The 18,917-nt window shown below is 51.5% G+C and carries 14 protein-coding genes; 7 read left to right on the top strand and 7 right to left on the bottom strand.

Going from position 1 to position 18,917, the window contains the following annotated elements; all coding sequences use genetic code 11:
* Nucleotides 1–89 precede the first annotated feature (89 nt).
* On the top strand, nt 90–1,616 hold the full coding sequence (locus ACNY69_RS19390; protein ID WP_111138301.1) for a Fic family protein: 1,527 nt from the start codon (nt 90–92) through the stop codon (nt 1,614–1,616).
* Nucleotides 1,617–1,652: 36 nt separating this feature from the next.
* Here the strand turns inward: ACNY69_RS19390 and ACNY69_RS19385 are convergent, their stop codons facing one another.
* The gene (locus ACNY69_RS19385; protein ID WP_111138302.1) at nt 1,653–2,348 is read right to left on the bottom strand and encodes a haloacid dehalogenase type II; all 696 of its coding nucleotides are present in this window, start codon (nt 2,346–2,348) and stop codon (nt 1,653–1,655) included.
* Between the two features lie 440 nt (nt 2,349–2,788).
* On the opposite strand from ACNY69_RS19385, the gene ACNY69_RS19380 reads away from it, so the two are divergent.
* Nucleotides 2,789–3,103 (top strand): colicin V synthesis protein, encoded by a 315-nt coding sequence (locus ACNY69_RS19380; RefSeq protein ID WP_418799650.1) that lies wholly within the window; start codon nt 2,789–2,791, stop codon nt 3,101–3,103.
* A 703-nt stretch (nt 3,104–3,806) separates the two neighbouring features.
* Here ACNY69_RS19380 and ACNY69_RS19375 read toward each other — a convergent pair.
* Nucleotides 3,807–4,265 carry an SgcJ/EcaC family oxidoreductase gene (locus tag ACNY69_RS19375; protein ID WP_111138304.1) on the bottom strand — a complete coding sequence of 153 codons (459 nt, stop codon included), beginning with the start codon at nt 4,263–4,265 and terminating at the stop codon, nt 3,807–3,809.
* A 953-nt stretch (nt 4,266–5,218) separates the two neighbouring features.
* Here ACNY69_RS19375 and ACNY69_RS19370 point away from each other — a divergent pair.
* Nucleotides 5,219–6,256 carry a tyrosine-type recombinase/integrase gene (locus ACNY69_RS19370; protein WP_111138305.1) on the top strand — a complete coding sequence of 346 codons (1,038 nt, stop codon included), beginning with the start codon at nt 5,219–5,221 and terminating at the stop codon, nt 6,254–6,256.
* 565 nt (nt 6,257–6,821) lie between these two features.
* On the top strand, nt 6,822–7,043 hold the full coding sequence (locus ACNY69_RS19365) for a YgdI/YgdR family lipoprotein (protein ID WP_111138306.1): 222 nt from the start codon (nt 6,822–6,824) through the stop codon (nt 7,041–7,043).
* A 61-nt stretch (nt 7,044–7,104) separates the two neighbouring features.
* Here ACNY69_RS19365 and ACNY69_RS19360 read toward each other — a convergent pair whose 3' ends face one another.
* From ACNY69_RS19360 to ACNY69_RS19340, 5 genes are all read right to left on the bottom strand, one after another.
* Entirely contained in the window at nt 7,105–7,410 is a 306-nt protein-coding gene (locus tag ACNY69_RS19360) for a membrane lipoprotein lipid attachment site-containing protein (protein ID WP_111138307.1), read from the bottom strand.
* 171 nt (nt 7,411–7,581) lie between these two features.
* Nucleotides 7,582–7,962, bottom strand: a complete 381-nt coding sequence (locus ACNY69_RS19355; protein ID WP_146240814.1) for a hypothetical protein — start codon at nt 7,960–7,962, stop codon at nt 7,582–7,584.
* A 368-nt stretch (nt 7,963–8,330) separates the two neighbouring features.
* Nucleotides 8,331–10,655, bottom strand: a complete 2,325-nt coding sequence (feoB, locus tag ACNY69_RS19350; protein WP_111138308.1) for a Fe(2+) transporter permease subunit FeoB — start codon at nt 10,653–10,655, stop codon at nt 8,331–8,333.
* A complete protein-coding gene (locus tag ACNY69_RS19345; protein WP_111138309.1) occupies nt 10,655–10,879 on the bottom strand; it encodes a FeoA domain-containing protein in 225 nt (74 codons plus the stop codon). Before ACNY69_RS19345 ends, feoB begins: the two co-directional genes overlap by 1 nt.
* Before the next feature lie 903 nt (nt 10,880–11,782).
* Entirely contained in the window at nt 11,783–12,397 is a 615-nt protein-coding gene (locus tag ACNY69_RS19340) for a recombinase family protein (protein WP_418799643.1), read from the bottom strand.
* Between the two features lie 384 nt (nt 12,398–12,781).
* Here ACNY69_RS19340 and ACNY69_RS19335 point away from each other — a divergent pair, with 384 nt between their 5' ends.
* The 3 genes from ACNY69_RS19335 to ACNY69_RS19325 all read left to right on the top strand — a co-directional run bounded on the left by ACNY69_RS19335 (nt 12,782) and on the right by ACNY69_RS19325 (nt 18,488).
* Entirely contained in the window at nt 12,782–14,647 is a 1,866-nt protein-coding gene (locus ACNY69_RS19335; protein ID WP_418799640.1) for a PAAR domain-containing protein, read from the top strand.
* Entirely contained in the window at nt 14,644–15,300 is a 657-nt protein-coding gene (locus ACNY69_RS19330; RefSeq protein ID WP_418799637.1) for a DUF2931 family protein, read from the top strand. Before ACNY69_RS19335 ends, ACNY69_RS19330 begins: the two co-directional genes overlap by 4 nt.
* 158 nt (nt 15,301–15,458) lie before the next feature.
* Nucleotides 15,459–18,488, top strand: coding sequence for a Tn3 family transposase (locus tag ACNY69_RS19325; protein ID WP_418799635.1), 3,030 nt, complete (start codon nt 15,459–15,461; stop codon nt 18,486–18,488).
* Nucleotides 18,489–18,917 lie beyond the last annotated feature (429 nt).

The following is an 18,917-nucleotide window of genomic DNA, read 5'->3' as shown; positions in this document are numbered from 1 at the left end:
CATTAACGCTTTTCTGATAGAGTAATTAGCGTTTTCATGATAAATATCCTTTTTATTATCGTTTTAAATAGATTGATAAAGGATCCCTCATGCTGGTCGGCTTCAGCGCGCTGCGCGAACGTTATGCTATTGAACTGGCGCAGCCTTTGCGCGTGCAGTCTGCCATCGGCACGGTACGATCCCGCCATGAAAGTCAGGGGCGGGTAGAAAATCACTATCCGCCTGGCTACCAGCCGGAAGATTCCTTTGCCGGTCACTTCGCCTTTGGCCTCAAATATGAAGAGATCCATCTTGAGTTCTTTGCCCGGCTGTTTACGGCCATCGGACCTGAACCACTGGAACAGTGGTGCCGTCAGGAGCCGTTTGGCCAGTATGCGCGCCGGGCCGGATTTCTCTATGAATGGCTGACCGGTAACCTGCTGGAGGTGCCTGATGTGAGCAATGGGGGTTATGTCGAGGCGATTTCATCCGGCGCTTATCTCACCCGTACCACGCTGAAGCGTAACCGACGCTGGCGCATAAACGATAACCTGCCGGGATCGGCAGATTTCTGTCCGCTGGTGCGCAGGACGCCTGCCGTGGAACAGGCGCTCGCCTTCGATCTGAACGAGGCACTCAGAGACCTGGACAATGCCTTTGGTACAGATGTCCTGATGCGCACCGCCAGCTGGCTGACGTTTAAAGAGTCGCGCGCCAGTTTTCTGATTGAAAAAGAGTCTGATCAGGGTGATCGCATTCAGCGCTTTGCGCATGTCATTGCACAGTATTGCGGTCAGCTTGACGATCCGCTCAGCGAAGAGAGTCTGCACACCATACAGCAGGGGATCCTCGGGCAGGATGCGCTGGGCCTGGGGCTGCGACGTTCACCGGTGTTTGTCGGACAGTCGACGATGCGCGAAGATATCGTCCACTATATTGCGCCACACTATGAGGATGTCCCGCGCTTTATGCGGGGCCTGAAAGCCTTTGAAGAGGCGACGCAGGGTGCCGCGCCGCTGGCCCGGGCGGGCGTTATCGCGTTTGGTTTCGTCTATATCCATCCGATGCGCGACGGTAATGGGCGTATCCATCGATTTCTCATCAATGACACGCTGAACCGGGATGGCGCAATACCGGATGGCGTGATCCTGCCGGTCTCCGCCACCATCACCAGCTCAATGGATTTCCGGGTCGGCTACGATCGTACGCTGGATCTCTTTTCTAAGAAGCTGATGCGACGCTATGCGGGCTGCTACCGTTTTGGCGAGCTGAAAACCTATCAGGACGGCACGCGAAGCAACTTTATTTTCAGCGACTATGAGGATGCCCGCTTTGCCTGGCGCTACCCCGATCTGACCGAGCATGTCCTCTATACGGGCAGAGTGATCGAGCATACCGTGCGAACCGAAATGGCCGACGAAGCGCGGGTGCTCGTTCTGTTTCAGCGTGCTCAGCAGCAGCTGAAGGAGGTCGTTGAGATGCCCGATCAGGATGCCAGCCGCATCATCCGGTCGCTGAAGGAGAATGGCTGGCAGGTCTCCGGCAAGCTGAAAAAAAACTTCCCGCTGTTTGAGGATGATGCCACCTCCCAGCGTATCGTCGAGGCGGTCAGATCGGCGTTTGAAACAGAACAGTGAGTGTGCACTACACCGCTGCACATCCATTGATGCGGCTCAGCAGAGCGGGGTGATCTCTGCAGCCAGCGCAACGATATCATCGACGACGCGATCCGGTGAGGGCGCCAGCGGATAGAGCGCCTGGCCCTGGCGGGCGACAAAGGCCGTTTTCATCCCAGCACATTTTGCCCCGCCGACATCCCAGCCATGCGCCGCCACCATCATGCAGGCAGACGCGGACTGGCCCATCTCCTTCATCGCCCACTGATAGACCCTAAGATCGGGTTTATAAACCTGAACCTGTTCCACGCTGAGAATACGGGTGAACAGGGGGGCCAGCCCGGCGGAACTCAGCTGCTTTTCCGCCAGCGCGGCAGAGGAGTTGGTAAGCGCGACCAGCGTATATCCCTGCTGCTGCAGAGCGGTCAGCCCTCTGGCCACATCCGGATAAGCAGGCATCGCGGCGATGATTTCGGCCAGCGGCGTTGCCTCCTCCGGCAGGGTGATACCGTATCGCGCGGCGGTCATCTCCAGTACGGCTTCGGCGATATCACCAAAATTGTGGAAGCTGCCGGTTACGGTCCCGACCAGCGAATGATGTAACACCGAGGTGAACCAGGCTTCGGCGCGCTCAGGCCTGTTACCAAGCCGCTGCGCCACCGCCTGATTCAGTCCTGACGTATCCAGCAGAGTTTCATTAACATCAAAAAACAGCGTGCCGCTGCAGGGGGTAGAAGGATGGCTGTGGGTCATCTGACCTCCGGTTGCGTTGCCGCATCTGAAGGGTGCGGCGTCAGGAATAATGACAGAAGGTAGGTTATCCTGAGGGATTCCTCAAGGAGAGCTAAAGCGGAGAATGGCCGCAAGCAGTATCAAAAGCGGATAACCTGCCGATCGCTTCACCTGAAATTTGAGGTTGTCTCATTAATCAGGTAGTCACCAAATGAGGCTAATCCAGGCTGCAATACAGCGTGCCTTAAATCTTTAACTAATAAAAAATTCAGCTTGTTGTAAGCTGACACACTTATAACACCCTCTCCAGGGTAGTGTGTTAATTACCCGGCACATTTAGAATTAATTCTATATTAATTGTTCCTCTAAAAATGCATTATTCTCCGCGTCGGAAGTCAAAATGCTCATTAACCTGACATTTTCTCCGTCTTCAGGAATAAATTTATTTAAGGTATAATAAAATGCGTGAATTGAATGTGATGGAAATTAATGAGGTTTCGGGTGCGGGCTTCTGGAGTGCAGTGAGCAGCGCGATTCTTCTGGGCGCTACCGGTTTCGCGGCAGGTGCAGCCTATGGCGGTATCCACGGTGGCGATCAGGGTGGTTTGCTGGGTGTAGGCGTCGTCGGCCAGCTTGTTGGCGTTATCGTTGGTCCGATTATCGGGATTATCGGTGGCTCTATCCTGGGTGCAGTATTGGGCTGGAATGATCCTGATTCTGTCAATGCTATCGCCACCCAGTTCCTGAACAACTTTGTGAACGGCAATTTCAAATAAGTATTCTGTTCAGCAACAAGAAAATGCCTCACATTAAAGTGAGGCATTTTTATTTGGCAGTCATGGGTCTATTGCACTGATGATTCCTTTTCCAGAGAAATTTCTGATTTGCCTGAATGAGCCGCATCTGAGCTATTGCGATCGCGGGACAGACCGCGCCAGAAATCTATTCAGTCAGTGAAGAGATAAGCTTAAATGTCAGCAGATTTAACGCAGAGAAACAGAATTAAATTGCCTGTCATAAGCTGAATAACAGTATCTGTTAATCTGAGCAACTGTTTACGAAGGCTGGCATAAACGCTGACGTTATCAGACTAGAGAAAGAAACCAGTTAACCTGATGACAAATTAAATCGCACAATGCTAATTATGTTAAATATGGTGCAGAGTAACCCGTTTATGCCGCCGGTATGCGCCGGATGCCGAATCTCGTAACACCTTCTGCAGGCAGTCCGTTCAGATAATTCAGACATCGACGCCTCACAGCACAGAAAATTTGCCCGGCGCTAACGGAAAATCAATGACGCGTTATCTCTTTCAGGCACCGCCCTGCCGGGCTAAGTGCGGCGGTCAGCGGATAGTTGACACCGGGGCCTTTTGTTCTGTGCAGCGTCACTCTTTATTTTTCTCAGGTTATTTCTGACCGATAAAAAAAGCCCCTGCAGCTTAGTGCTCAGGGGCTTTTTGTCACACCAGACGGATATTTATTTTTCTGGCATAGCTGAAGAGTGGTGCGTAGAAATTTTCCACTCTTGTCCATCCCAGACATAGGTAAATGTATAACGCGCGGTGACGTGTGAATTATCTTTAAAACTAAAGGTATAAACACCGGTATCGATCGCTTTATTACATCCAATCCTGATTGTGCGTGAATTAATTTTACCGGTCGGCCCCTTTTTAAGGAACGCCCTGAAATAGTCAACACGCTCCTCATCAGTCAGACGCACTTTGTTCGAGATAGTCGGCAGCAGAACCGCATCGCTGAGATACAGCTCCGACACTTTCGTCGCGTCTCCGGTTGACAAAGAATCATTCCATTTATCAAAAAGAGTAGCAATATCCTGCTCAGTCGTTTTAACACAGGTGACTGAATTTTTTGCCAGTGCAGCAGCAGGCGCACAGGATAAACCTATAAGGCACAAGGCCAGAAATTTTGCTTTCATTATTTTTTCCTGATTTTTGTCAAGAGTGATTGTCGTGGTCCACCAGTGACCTGACTTACAACCAGTGCTTAACGACGTTATAAAGAAATATTACGCGCCTTTTTTCCGCTTCGTCACTCAGGGTATTCACCGCATCGGATTTATCCCTTTACGCCAGGAAGTGATATACGGTCCTGGATAAGATAATCACCAGGATCGGCACGATGAACCTGGGTGGCAGCAAATGACGAGTCCGTCAGTCTGGCCACGAAATAACAGAAATTTTTTACGTAAACGCTCCGGTTCTGCACTAATTAAGAAGGAAATATAAAAAAACCACCCGAACACGAATGAGAAAGTAGCGCATTAAATGCTAATCCTGAAACTTAAATCTGGATGTATGCTTGATTTAGTTATAAGCCCCGCCTTTTTCATTAAGTTAGTTTTTTATACTGGCATGGTGTGCGACATGTTAAGTATTAAAAGCAGTGATAGCTTCAGAATGCAGATAGCGACCTTTAATTTAAGGGGTGATGCGTAAGCACGTTTTGCACCTGAATGTGATAAACATATGCTCCTGTCGCATCTGCAGGGATGAAAGAATTAAGCGATTATTTCCGCAGATAATTAATCATCTTTATTAAAAGCGTGAATACGGTTTTGTATAAAACCCCAATTTTACCATCTCGCTGTTTATAGTTTGTTCACTGAAATGTGCGCAGATGCACGATCCCTCACCTTCCCTCCTCCACACGTTCAGCAGGATAGTTTTAAGAGCCCGAAAGCTGACTTCGTATAATTGTTCTTATACGAAGTCATGACAGCAACCAGACATCGGGTTATCATAAACAGCGCCTCAAAAGCGTACCCGAAAATGGCAACGCTACGTAAATTCTGCCGGGTTACGGCCCTGCAAACTTCTCAGAATTCATGTAGCGCGATCGCTGGCATTGCAGGTTAATAAGTGAGCAAAAATGCGTAAATCAGCACCACTAACGAACCTGACGGTGACCCGGAATAGTGATATCGCTGAACGGCTCAGACAGTTCGTTCAGGATAAAGAGGCTTTCTCTCCCAATACCTGGCGACAACTGATCAGCGTTATGCGGATCTGTCATCAATGGTCAGAAGATAATCAGCGCACTTTTCTGCCGATGAGCGCAGAGGATCTTCGCGACTATCTCGCCTTTCTGGCAGAGAGCGGTCGGGCTTCTTCAACCGTCACGTCCCACGCTGCACTGATCTCGATGTTACACCGTAACGCAGGTCTTGCTGTTCCCAACGCCTCACCACTGGTTTTTCGTGCGATGAAGAAAATAAACCGGGTGGCAGTGATAAACGGCGAACGGGCGGGCCAGGCGGTTCCGTTCAGACTAGGCGATCTGCTGCTGCTTGATCAGCGGTGGTCAGGTTCTGATAACCCGCAGTGGCTTCGCGACCTGGCTTTCCTGCATGTCGCCTATGCCACTTTGTTACGTATCAGTGAGCTGTCGCGATTACGGGTACGCGATGTCATGCGTGCCGCTGATGGACGAATCATCCTGGACGTTGCGTGGACAAAAACGGTTGTGCAGACCGGTGGACTGATTAAGGCACTCAGCAGTCGTTCAACTCAGCGTCTGGAGGAGTGGATGGAGGTCTCCGGGCTGGCCGCCCATCCTGATGCCTATCTGTTTTGTGCCGTGCATCGATCCGGGCGGGCTCAGATTATGGAAAAACCAATGAGCACGCGGGCACTGGAGCAGATTTTCAGCCGGGCATGGGACATCGCCGGAAAATGTGGAGCGATCAAAGCCAATAAAAATCGCTACACCGGCTGGAGTGGCCACAGTGCCAGGGTCGGCGCAGCCCAGGATATGGCGGATAAAGGCTATCCGATTGCGCGGATTATGCAGGAAGGCACCTGGAAAAAACCGGAAACCCTGATGCGCTATATCCGGCATGTCGATGCGCATAAAGGGGCGATGGTAGAATTTATGGAGCAGATCGCCGACTCCGACGTCCCCGGCTGATACGACAGCCCCGTTTCAGGCTGAAGTTATCCACAGAAAAAGTGGACAGGCTGTGAGTAAACCGGTACAGAGGCGTACCGCCGTCTGCTGAGCATGCCACACATAGCTGATATTTCAGAGCGTTTACAGGACCAGGTGCCAGCGCGACTCAGGCTGCTCCAGCGTTTTTGATGTCGCTCCCTTTACCGCAAGGAAGTCCGTGTGGCGCTAAGTCGTATTAAGCCTGCATTATAGGGTTCAATGTATGCTCTTCAGTTAATAAGCTACTGTGAGTGGAAATGCTTCCTCAGGATGTTATTCACTGAGGATTTTTTCGCAGGCGGAAATCTATCTATCCATTTGTCATCAACGCAATGCACGAATTTAATCGTGCACGAATGACTACAATTTCGCTAAACTTTAACAGGTATTAACTTAAAACTGACGGAATGATTACTCTGAGGATCTATCGGCAGAACGTGCTATTCCAGAAGCGCAGGCTTGACTATGCTGGCTTTATATCAGCGATTTTAATAAAATTATAGCGCAATATGTTGATAATCTTCTCAATAAGAAGGAACGAGTGATGGGCAAATTTTTTGTGATGGCCGCTTTTGTTGCAGCAGCAGTTACCATGCTGGCGGGTTGTTCCAGTGACTATGTTATGCAGACCAAATCAGGTGAAATGATTGTTACTAAAGGGAAGCCGGAAATCGATAAATCGACCGGACTCGTAACCTACAAAGACGCGGGTGGCTACAAACACGAAATTAACCGCGACCAGATCAGTAATATGGTTGAGAAATAAATCCAGCACACCCCACAGCGTATTCCGGTGTGGGGTTTTCTGCATCAGGATGTGAAGTTGATTATTGCTGGACTTCAATCTGCGTCCAGCCTTTCCTGTACATGCAATCTTTCACCAGAATATCACGGTTACTCTCGTTCTCATCGGTTGATGAGTAACTGGTGTCCGTGGTTTTATGCTTTTCATCTCTGGAGGTGTACTTACCTGTGATCTCGTTGTCAGGCGGTAAGTCTCTGAGTGCCTGCGCTTTACACTGCGTTTCCGCAATCTCTTCCTGCCGTTTGTCCATGCCCGGTTTAACCCACTGATAGTCAACGCAACCCGTCAGCGCTGTCAGGATTAGCGTTATCACAAGCGTCTTTTTCATAGCACCCACCCAAAGTCAGATTAACATAAGCTCTAATTAATAGAGTTCCCATTGGCAGAATGTTAACACAACTGGTGCGACTGGGTAGCCGCTGCAATCGTGAGAACAGTCACTTATTTCGGGCTGTTTCAGACGGATGACGGCAGCACTACCTCTTTTTCGTTAACGACGCTATCCCTTTTTCCGGCTCCATTTCTCAAAAAACGAGGGTTCTTTAACTGAATTGCAATCTGAGTCTATTTCCTCAGTAATCGTCTCTTCCTTTGCATGTTCGACAAGCCGCTTGAATCGTCGTTTAGTTTCTTTACCCGTTACGCTGCAATCTTCTGAATCGGCCAGAGAAACGGCGGCGCTGTAGGCGGCATAGCAGTCATCAATGGGATCAGGATGATTTTTGCAAACAGTGAAAACGGCATAAGCCCGCTCCGGATGGCTTTTGTAAAAAACGATCTCGGGTGAATTTTTCAGGCCAGAAATGATATCTGAAAGTACCATGACTGAAACAACAGCCAGCAGCATGACGCCTGTAAAAATAATAAACCTGAATTTCATTATCGCCCTTTTCTGCTACGACATCTTAATGACACTCTATATTGCGATCAGCGGTAGCCCGTTTACTTATACGCTACCCTGCATTTTCATCTGGCTGGTTAAAATAACCGATTTTTAACAAACCATACCTGTTTATTCCTGGAATTTATGGTAAATAAGGCGTTTCATTTTCTGCTAATCAGTCGGCAGTATATTTACTCTGCCCGGGGACGGCAAAAGAAGATAACGGTTCGTTTAACTTCGGCAGCCTGTCGCTGGCACAGAAGTCTCTGAACCGACGACAGGTAATAACAGATAAACCTGAGACGGGGGCCGTTTTTGCGTCTCACTCGCTCTTCAACAGCGCTGAACACTCTTTTTTTCTTAACTCACTGCGCAAGACCTTCCTGCTTCTCACAACCGCCGTGACAGCCAGAACACCCACCTTTCTCATTTTTGAGTATTATCGGCAGCGTAAAATGGCGACCCGCATGGCGCATTGCCAGCAGGATGATGCCGTTTACTGCCAGCACGCTCAGCAGACAGATCGCACTGTACGCGGGATGTTTCGCAAACGTCACCGTCTGATAGAACAGCGTGGCCGTGGTGTAGGCAATATTCAGCCCCCAGAAAAAGGAGAAGGTCATCCACGTCTTACCCGCTTCGCGTGCGATGGCACCCATCACCGATACACAGGGAACATAGAGCAGCACGAAGATCAGGTAGCTATAGGCCGCAAAACCACTGCCAAATTTAGCCGACATCACACGCATCGGACCGGATGCCATTTCGCCGTCGCCTTTGCTGGCATCAAGGGGGTGAGACAGCGCATCAATGCTGAACGCAGCAGACAACCCCGCCCGGGTCTCTGCCAGTGCGGCTTTCAGCTCACCGGGCAGATTAAACGTTTGTGGATCAAACGCGCTGCTCTGAAGCGCCTCCGTGGTATAAAGGCTGTTAAGGGTACCGACCACAACTTCTTTCGCCATGATGCCACTGACCAGGCCCACGGTAGCCTGCCAGTTATCCTCAGTCACCCCGATAGGTAAGAGTGCGGGAGTGATCATTTTACTGGTTGTTGCCAGCGCCGAATGGTTGATGTCATCCACAAGCCGGCCATTAAAGGCAAAGCTGCTCAGCAGGCCAATCAGCATACTCACCAGAATGATGACCTGTCCCGCACGTATCACGAACATCTTTAGTCGCTGCCAGGTCTGCAGCAGAAGGCTTTTAAGATGAGGCCGGTGATAAACCGGCATTTCCATGATGAACGGCGTGGCTTCTCCATCCAGCAGGGTGTGTTTAAGGATCAGGCCGGTCACGACTGCGACGACGATACCCAGCAGATAGAGCGAGAAAACCACGCTGGAGCTATGAACGTGAAAGAAGGTGGCGGCGAAAACTGCAAAGATGGCCAGCCGTGCGCCACATGACATGAAAGGCGCGATCAGGATGGTCAGCAGTCGCTCACGCGGCGTGTCCAGCGTGCGCGTCCCCATCACGGCAGGAACGTTACAGCCGAAACCGACAATCAGCGGCACGAAGGATTTGCCCGGTAGCCCCAGCGACAGCATCAGACGGTCCATAACAAAGGCGGCACGCGCCATATACCCGGAGTCCTCCAGAAACGCGAGGAACAGGAACATCAGGCCAATCTGCGGAATGATCGGCAGCACCGTATTGATCCCGGCCCCAATACCTTGTGCCAGAAAAACCGTCAGCCAGTCCGGGAAATGGCAGGTATAGCCCAGCCACTGCGCACCGTGAATAAATATCGCTACCGAGCTGCTGTCAAACAGGGGCTGCAGTGCGGCCCCGATATTGATGGAAAGCACGAACATCACGTACATCACGGCCAGGAATATCGGAATGCCGAGCCAGCGGCTCAGAACGACTTTATCAATCTGTTGGGTCAGCGTGGCCGGCAGAGCCTGATCGATGTTACTGACGGCGGTGCAGATGGCACTGATGGCACGAAAACGGTAATCGGCAATCTCCACGCCCGGGTCGCCCCCCGCCTGCGCCATGACTTCGGGCAGATGCGGCAGCAGTGCCGGACAGAGTTTCTGGCTATTAATATCGCCCTCCAGCAGCTGTAGCGCCAGCCAGTAACCTTTCCGGGAAGCGATCTCAGCAGGCATCAGCTGGCAGAGTTGCTCAACTGCTCTTTTAATCGCTGGCGGATAAGAGATCGGTTGCGGAGCCTGATAAATATGAGGCTGATCGATCATCGCTTTAAGACGGGCAATACCCTCACCTTTTGTCGAGGTCAGGGCGACGACCGGACATCCCAGCCGGGCCGACAGCGCAGCGACATCGATAACGATGTTCTGGCTGGCAGCGATATCCTGCATATTCAGGGCGACAATGCAGGGCACACCCAGCGCGAGTAACTGCAAAGTCAGAAACAGATTGCTTTCCAGACTTGACGCGTCGACAACATTAATCACCAGATCGGCGTTATCCTGAAAGAGATACTGACAGGCGATGCTCTCATCAATTGAGCTTTCAGCGGATAGCGTCGTCAGCGAACGGGTGCCTGGTAAATCAATGAGCCGTACATCGGAACGTGCCGTGAAAAATTGACCCTCTTTGCGCTCAACCGTGACGCCAGCCCAGTTACCGACCCGTTGACGGGCCCCGGTAAGTTGGTTGAAGAGCGTTGTTTTACCGGTGTTAGGATTGCCAATTAACCCAATGGTTATCTTTTTCATCAGACAATCTCCTGCAGGATGATGTCGGCCAAATCACGCTGTCGCACTGCCAGACTGACACGACGGGTACGAATCTGCACCGGGTCGCCCAGGGGTGCCACACGAATAATGTCGATTGTGGCGCCCGGTAAGATGCCCATCGTCAGCAATTTCTGGCGCCAGGCGGCATTAACCGAAGAGCGATAGCCAAGAATCCGGTAAGTACGGCCCATATTTACTGTCATTTCACGCCCCGCCTCTCTGTAAGAAGCACTTATTCTATAAATGATAAGCGTTTCGATTTTTGATCTGGCATCCTGGCAACGGAGAAAATTGTCGCCAGCGTCAATAACAGCTCAACAGGCGGTGAATAAAGGCAGTCAGAGGTGCGATAACGGAGTGGCATAGGAGAGCTGACGCACGGCCCTGACGAAACGAGAATCAATTTAGTTACATCATACAGAGCCGCTTAAACTTCCTTACGGCCCTTCGGGCCGCGGCGGGCGGCTTGTCAAAGAGCACTCGGATTTTCGGATCGGCTCCATTCAGGTTTTAGGCACGGGTTTACAGAACTATTAAGGGTTGAGGTCACAATAAATAGGGTGTTGTAACTAATCGCCTCTGCTTTTGTACAAAACTCAGACGATATCTGATAACACTTACCCTCCCGGCTACTTTGAGTGAATGACACAGATTCGCAGGTAATGGTCCCGCCAGTGTCTGACTATCAGAGCCCCTGTGCAGCCGGGTTTCTGATCTACTGTGGTGATTCCTCTGCTGCCCGGCTCTGCAGGGGATTCACTGAAGAGTGCAGCCAGATTGAAGGTCAGGATTATGCTGTACTTTAATGTCACGTAATGGCAGGGACAGTTTCCACCTCCCTCTATGCCTTTCCGGTTTCTCTCAGTTCTCCGTCGGGATGAACCTTGTCGCCTGGTGGGGCCTGATTGCTCCAGCAGGCGGTAGTCATCGATATTTATTCCTGAGCATTACTGAATACATCGCGGTGAGATTCTTCTTTGGCTATAAAAAGATAAAATAGTCGGGATTAACAACCAGGATAAACAATAAACAAGTCATTAATTTTTATGGTGCAGTTTTAACCTGGGGTTCTACGCCGGAACCCCAGACTTTTCCGGTCGTTTAAATTATCCCCTGTTGAGCAGCTTTATCCCGTCCGCACGCAGTTGACCATCAGGGGAAATATGCCTGTACAGCGTTTGCCGGGTTATCCCAAGTTCCTGGCATAGCATACTGACCTTTGTTTCTGGTCTCCCCATTGATGCCATTGCCAGTCGCAGCTTGACTGGCGTCATTTTATAAGGGCGTCCGCCGTTTCGCCCACGGGCTCTTGCTGATGCCAGACCTGCAGTCGTTCGTTCAGCAATCAGCTCGCGCTCAAACTCGGCCAGGGCAGCAAAGATCCCAAAGACTAGCTTGCCAGCGGCGGTTGTGGTGTCGATAGTCGCACCGTGACCGGTCAGCACCTTCAGACCAATACCTCTCCCGGTCAGGTCATGAACTGTATTTATGAGATGGCGAAGATCACGACCGAGGCGGTCCAGCTTCCATACAATCAGTGTGTCTCCGGGCCGAAGTGCTTTCAGACACCCGGTAAGTCCAGGGCGATCCTCTCGCTTGCCCGATGCCCGGTCTTCATAAAGATGGGCAACATCGACACCTGCGGCGATCATTGCATCTCGCTGTAAATTATTTGCCTGCGAACCATCTGCTTTTGACACCCGCATATAACCAATTAACATTTCACACCTGTCACATATACGTTCGATTATGTGACATTCTGATTTTTGTATCGGCAACCGTCAATGTTAGTCACATTACCCGTCATTTAAATTATGGCACGTAAAGGTTTTCTGTGAATGATAATGTGACACTTGTCTGCCGGGTATCTACTGCCAGGTTAATTACCGAACCCGACTCCTTATAGTTCTGTGTATCCAGATATATTCACCAGGCCTGGAGCATTGACCTGCCTCTTTCATCAAAAAAACACTGCCTTGCAGGCGTTATCACCACCGCAACCCCAGTTCACTGACTTAAATCAAATTTTATGTTCCCTTATGCCTGTAAATTATCCGTTAACCCAATAAAACAGGGAGTTATATCATGTCTGAGAGAGACAACTGATGGCCTCAGGTACGGGAAATACCCTCCACGGGAAGAACATCGCCCTGAATGGCGATAAAACAACGACGGGGGCAACCTGCATCGCCAGTAGCCGCTGGACCGTCAACGGAAAAGCGACCCTCTGCGTGGGTGACAAAACCACACCCTGCCCGAAGTGCGGTGTGCCCGGTGTGATCTCAACCGGTGACAGCAGTCGGCCCCTGAACGGGAGAATTACGGCGGTTCACTTATCGGACGTTACCTGCGGATGTCCTGCGGGCGTGAACCGCGTGATTGCGCCGGGCGGGCACGCCGCACCCCGTTCAGCGGTACCACTCCATCAGGCCGACCCGGAGCAGCATGCACAGTCGGCACGTAAAAGCGCCCTGCCGGTTGAATCCCATGAAGTTACGCTGACTATTGGCGTGTTCTTCGACGGTACCGGCAACAATGCCGTTAACACGCAGAACATGCTGAAGGCGTATACTGCCGGTCATTACAACCTGGATGACCCGGAAGCCGAGTCCATTCTGGCAAAATGCGCCCGAGAAAATTTTGGCGTGTCAGGCAGCGGTGCAACCAGCTATACCGGGTACTACACCAATATTCACTGGCTGAGTTCGCTATATAAACAGGACATACCTGTAGATAAAGGAATCGTCCAGTCTGCCGTTTATATTGACGGTATCGGCACCGATGCGGGTAAACCTGACAGCAAGCTGGGGCAGGGTTTTGGTATATCCGATACCGGTGTTATTGCCAAAACAGATAATGCTGTAGCCCGGCTGAATGATGTACTGAATCAGAGCATCAGGGATATCAGAAGGCAGGTGGCAGACAGTGAGCTTGTCATCAAGTCCCTGCAGTTTGACATCTTTGGCTTCAGTCGGGGCGCTGCTGCTGCCCGGCATTTTGCCAACCGCATCCAGTCAGAAGACCCGGCCATTATCAGCGCCATCCGACAGGGCGTGACGGATACTGCATTTAATGGTTCCCCTTCCGGTAAAACCCGTTTCATCGGTATTTTCGATACCGTTGCTGCCATAGGTACGCCGGTTAACGGTCTGAATCCGCACAGTGCGGATACCGGTGACGTGAAGCTCACCCTGCGCCCCGGCGTGGCAGAAAAGGTGTTTCATATCACCGCCGCGAACGAGTGTCGGTTCAACTTTGCGCTAAACAGCGTGAAACCGGCCTGGCCTGAACTGGCGCTACCCGGCGCACATTCCGATATCGGCGGCGGATACCTGCCGGTCACTAAAGAACATCTTTTTCTGACGCGGCCTGCAACGGAGACGGTCCCTTACAGTCAGCCCGGTGAAAAGACGCAGACCTACCGGCAGGCCGTGGCGCAGCTGCAGACGCTGGATAAATCGCCCTGCCTGGCCCCGCTGCTGCGGACAAACGACATTTCGGCAGAAACCTGGCATGACGACAGGCTTCCTCCGGATCGGTACGGCCAGATGCAGAAACGCAGCTTTGCGGCGCTGACCCTGCGGGAGCGGACCGTCAGAAACGACTGGTCCCGCGTGGTGCTGAGGGTGATGCTTGAGGCTGCACAGGAAGCCGGGGTGGTGTTTGAACCTATTCGCGCAACGAATCATGAGTTACACCTCCCGGATGAGCTGTCTTCTCTGTGTGATAAGGCGCTGATGATGGGGAAAGCTGTCCGCAGCGGCCAGACGCCCCCGGCGTTCAGTCAGGATGAGCTGGACGTGATTGCGGAGAAGTATATTCACTGTTCGGCCAACTGGAATGCCATCGTGGTGAATACGGACGGCTTCATTCACGGGGGGGCATCGCCCTCAGAGCTGATTGGCTTTATCAACCGGCCCGATGAGCAGTGGAAACGCTCGGTCTACAGCATGGACGGGAAAAAGGTATGAAGCTGAAAGCCCTTTTTCCCCTGCTGATGCTGGTCATGGTCAGCGGCTGCCGGGCAGGCGAAGCGCCGACGCCGGAAGACACCGGTGAAATGCCCTACGGTGAGATTGATTTTGCGTTTTTCACTCCCCGGGCATTACCGGCGGTGGTGACGAAAGCGCTGATTATCGACAACGAAAAGGTGGTCTCCACCTTCCGGACGCTGGACAGCACTCAGGAAAATCCTGACAGCGTGGGACGCTGGAGCAGCCGGATAAGCAGGCATGCCCAGTTTAACAAGATCCGGCATCCGCCTGCACAGATGCTGTTCTGCTGGGATTCGGTCATCGATAAAAAGACCTACGAGACGCGCATCACCTTCTCACCAGCTCTGTGGGCAAAAATGTCGGTGCCAACCGGAAAGGACTGGCGTGGGAATACGGCCTGGTATGACACGCTGTTGTTCGGTCTGGCGCCTGAAGGCAAAGTCCGAATATGGCTTCAGAACAGCGCGCCGGTGGACAATTTACCCGTCGAACCGGTAAAAATTACCACGCTGTCCGGGGATAAGCTGGATGCCTGTAAAGGGATTACGCAGAGTGACTTTTCTTACGGATATGATCAGGACATAAAGGATTTTATCAAAGGGAAAGCCTATCCCTATGGTAGCTGGTAGTAGCTCCTGAAAAGGATCCCTTGTGGATCCTTTTTAACAATCACCTCACCAAAAGCCCTTAACGTGAGTTTTCGTTCCACTGAGCGGTGTGCGCTCAAAAGCTGAACTTAACCCGCGGGCCTGCCCGCCTCAGACTCCAGTAAGCATAAGGATCAGGGATGGCCCATAAAAATAAGCTCCTTAGTATTCTTTCGGACGCCGAGCAGGAAGCGCTGTACGGACTCCCTGATTTAGATGATGCGCAGCGGCTGGAGTTTCTGGCTCTGGATGAACCCGAACTGGCGCTGGTAAACAACCGCAGGGGGATTCATGCTCAGGTTTTTTGCATACTGCAGATCGCTTACTTTAAAGCCAAGCACCTGTTTTTCCGCTTTGGGTGGAATGAGGTTAAAGATGACTGCGATTTTGTCCTGAGCCGTTATTTTCCTGGTGAGTCACTTCCGGACAAATCTCCCACTAAGCATGAACGCTATGCTCAGCGGGAAAAAATCTGCGCGCTGTATGGTTACCGGCCGTGGTCATCTTCGCTGTCTTCGCAGCTTGAGCAACAGGCTGCACACATTGTTCGACGCGATGTGACTCCCGGTTTTATTACCACAGAGCTGATCATCTGGCTTAACGAGCATAAAATCATCCGCCCAGGGTACACCACGCTCCAGGAACTGGTGAGCCGGGTTCTCTCTGATGAAAGACAGCGGCTGGGCCGTATTCTGACGGCGTGGCTTGATGACGCTTCCATTGCTGGCCTGGACAGGCTGATTGAGCGCGACGATACCCTTTCCCGACTCGCGGTCCTCAGGCAGGATGCACGTGACTTTGGCTGGCGGCAGATGGTTCATGAACGGGAAAAACGGGCCCTGCTGGAACCACTGCATCATAAAGCCTGTGGCATCCTGCCGGCACTGAATATTTCCCAACAAAATCTGCTGTATTACGCCAGTCTGGCAAATTTCTATACCGTTTACGATCTCCGCAACCTGAAGCAGGAGCAGACCCGCCTCTACCTGCTGTGCTATGCCTGGATCCGATATCGCCAGTTCAGCGACAACCTGGCGGATGCGATGTTTTTCCATATGAAACAGCTTGAGGATGAAAGCCGCAGTATGGCTAAACAGCTTATGGCTGACGTCCAGGAAAAACACCGACGCGAAACATCTAAAATCGGGCGTCTGCTGTCGCTTTATGTTGATGACAGTGTTCCCGACCCCACCACCTTTGGTGAAGTCCGCCGCCGTGCCTGGAAAATCATGCCACGGGAGGCACTGAAAACCACCGCGCAGCGCATGAGTGTAAAACCCATCAGTAAGCTGGCGTTGCAGTGGCAGGCCGTGGACGGTATGACGGCATTAATACGGCGTCACCTGCGACCATTATATCTGTCACTCGATCTCACCAGTGTGGTCCGGGACAGTCCGTGGGCAGAGGCGCTGAGCTGGCTCAGAATGGTGTTCGGCAAAAAGCAGACACTTTCGCAGCGGCCGCTGGCGGAATGTCCGCCAGAAACGTTACCAGCGCGGCTACGTCCGTACCTGCTGGAATACGGTGAGGATGGTGAGCCCACAGGCCTGAATGCCGGGCGCTATGAGTTCTGGCTCTATCGCCAGATAAGAAAGCGTTTTCAGGCGGGTGAATTCCACCTTAATGACAGTCTCCGGCACCGCCATCTTTCTGATGAGCTGGTACCGGAAGGAGAACAGGTCGCAGTGCTGGCAGAAATGAATATTCCCTTTCTGCAGAAGCCCATCAGAACGCAGCTAAAAGCACTGTCGACCGAGCTGCACCGACAGTGGAAAGCGTTTAACCGCGAGCTGAAGCAGGGGAAACTGGCGCATCTGGAATACGATAAAGAAACGCAGAAACTGACCTGGCATAAATCGGTGGTCAGTCGCCATAAGGCGCAGGAGAAACGATTTTATGAGCAACTGCCATTCTGCGATGTGACCGACGTCTTCCGCTTTGTTAACCGGCAGTGCCGGTTCCTGTCTGCCATGAAGCCGCTGCAGCCCCGTTATGCAAAAAAAGAAGCGGATGCAGACAGCCTGATGGCGGTTATCGTCGCGCAGGCGATGAATCATGACAATCACGTCATGGCCCGAACCAGCGATATTCCGTTCCATGTTCTGGAAACCACGTACGAACAGTACCTTCGCCTGGCGTCATTGCTCACGGCCAATGACTGCATTACCGACGCCATAGAGTCACTGCCAGTTTTTCCGCTCTATTCGTTTGATCCGGAGACGCTTTATGGTGCTGTTGACGGGCAGAAATTTGGTGTTGAGCGCCCGACAGTAAAAGCCAGGTATTCGCGTAAATACTTTGGGCGCGGTAAAGGCCTGGTGGCTTATACACTGCTGTGCAACCACATTCCGATCAACGGATATCTGATTGGTACAAATGACTACGAAGGCCACCACGTCTTTGATATCTGGTACCGCAATACCTCAGAAGTGAAACCCATGGCTATCACTGGAGATATGCACAGTATAAATAAAGCCAACTTTGCACTCCTGAACTGGTTTGGCCTGCGCTTTGAACCTCATTTTACTGACCTGAACAGACAACTGCAGGAGCTGTACTGCACCAGAGATCCATCAGAATATAAAAAGTGCCTGATTCAGCCCGTCGGGCAGATTGACCAGGAGCTTATTACCCGTGAAAAAAGCAATCTCAATCGTGTTGTTGCCACGCTGGGGCTGAAGGAAATGACACAGGGAACATTGATCCGCAAACTGTGCACGTACACAACAGCCAATCCGACAAGACAGGCAATATTTGAATATGACCGGCTGGTACGCAGCATTTACACGCTGAAATATCTTCGGGACCCGCAGCTGGAGCGCAACATCCGTCGCTCCCAGAACCGGATTGAATCGTATCACCAGCTACGCGCCGCCGTCGCTAAAGTCGGTGGAAAGAAAGAGTTAACCGGGAAAAATGACCTTGAAACGGAAACCAGCAACCAGTGCGGGCGGTTGATCTGCAACGCGATCGTTTATTACAACTCGGCGATCCTGTCCCGATTGCTGGAGCGACTGGAAGTTGAGGGTAACGACAGGGGCATTGAGGCACTGACCCGGATATCACCGGTGGCCTGGCAACACATTTTGCTGAACGGACATTATACCTTCCAGAGCAGCAATGAAATTATTGACCTGGATACACTGATTGCGGGGCTGAAACTGGGGTAACGGAAAAATCTGGGGTTCCGGCGTAGAACCCCAACCTGTTATTGAATTTGACAATCATTAAAATTCAGTGGTCTGATATTGAGTAAAAAAAAGCTTCGGTTATCTGGCCGTTCGACGCTAATATTTTCCTGCATAAACGCATCCCAGTCTTAAAAGTTTTATTCGACAATTTTGCTCGTTGAGTATTTTTATTGATTACGACCACTCTTCGGAGTGGTTTTTTTTTACTCTATGCCGCCAAAAAAACTGCCTGTCTGGATAGGCTGTTTACCGGCAAAGCTCCGGATTGCGTATCGGATTTTTCATGAGGCTGTGTTGTCGGCATGAGGCGTAAATTCTGTGAGGGGATAGGCGGAATTTCAATCGGAAAAGGTACTGATGATCTCAGGGCTGACTGTATCCCATTAGCAGTAGAGGATCTAAGGCTCA

The sequence above is a fragment of the Pantoea graminicola genome (assembly GCF_048452665.1).
In the GTDB taxonomy this organism is placed as follows: Bacteria; Pseudomonadota; Gammaproteobacteria; order Enterobacterales; family Enterobacteriaceae; genus Pantoea.
The sequence above is the reverse complement of the archived record's forward strand: the minus strand, read 5'-3'. Positions and strand labels throughout refer to the sequence as shown.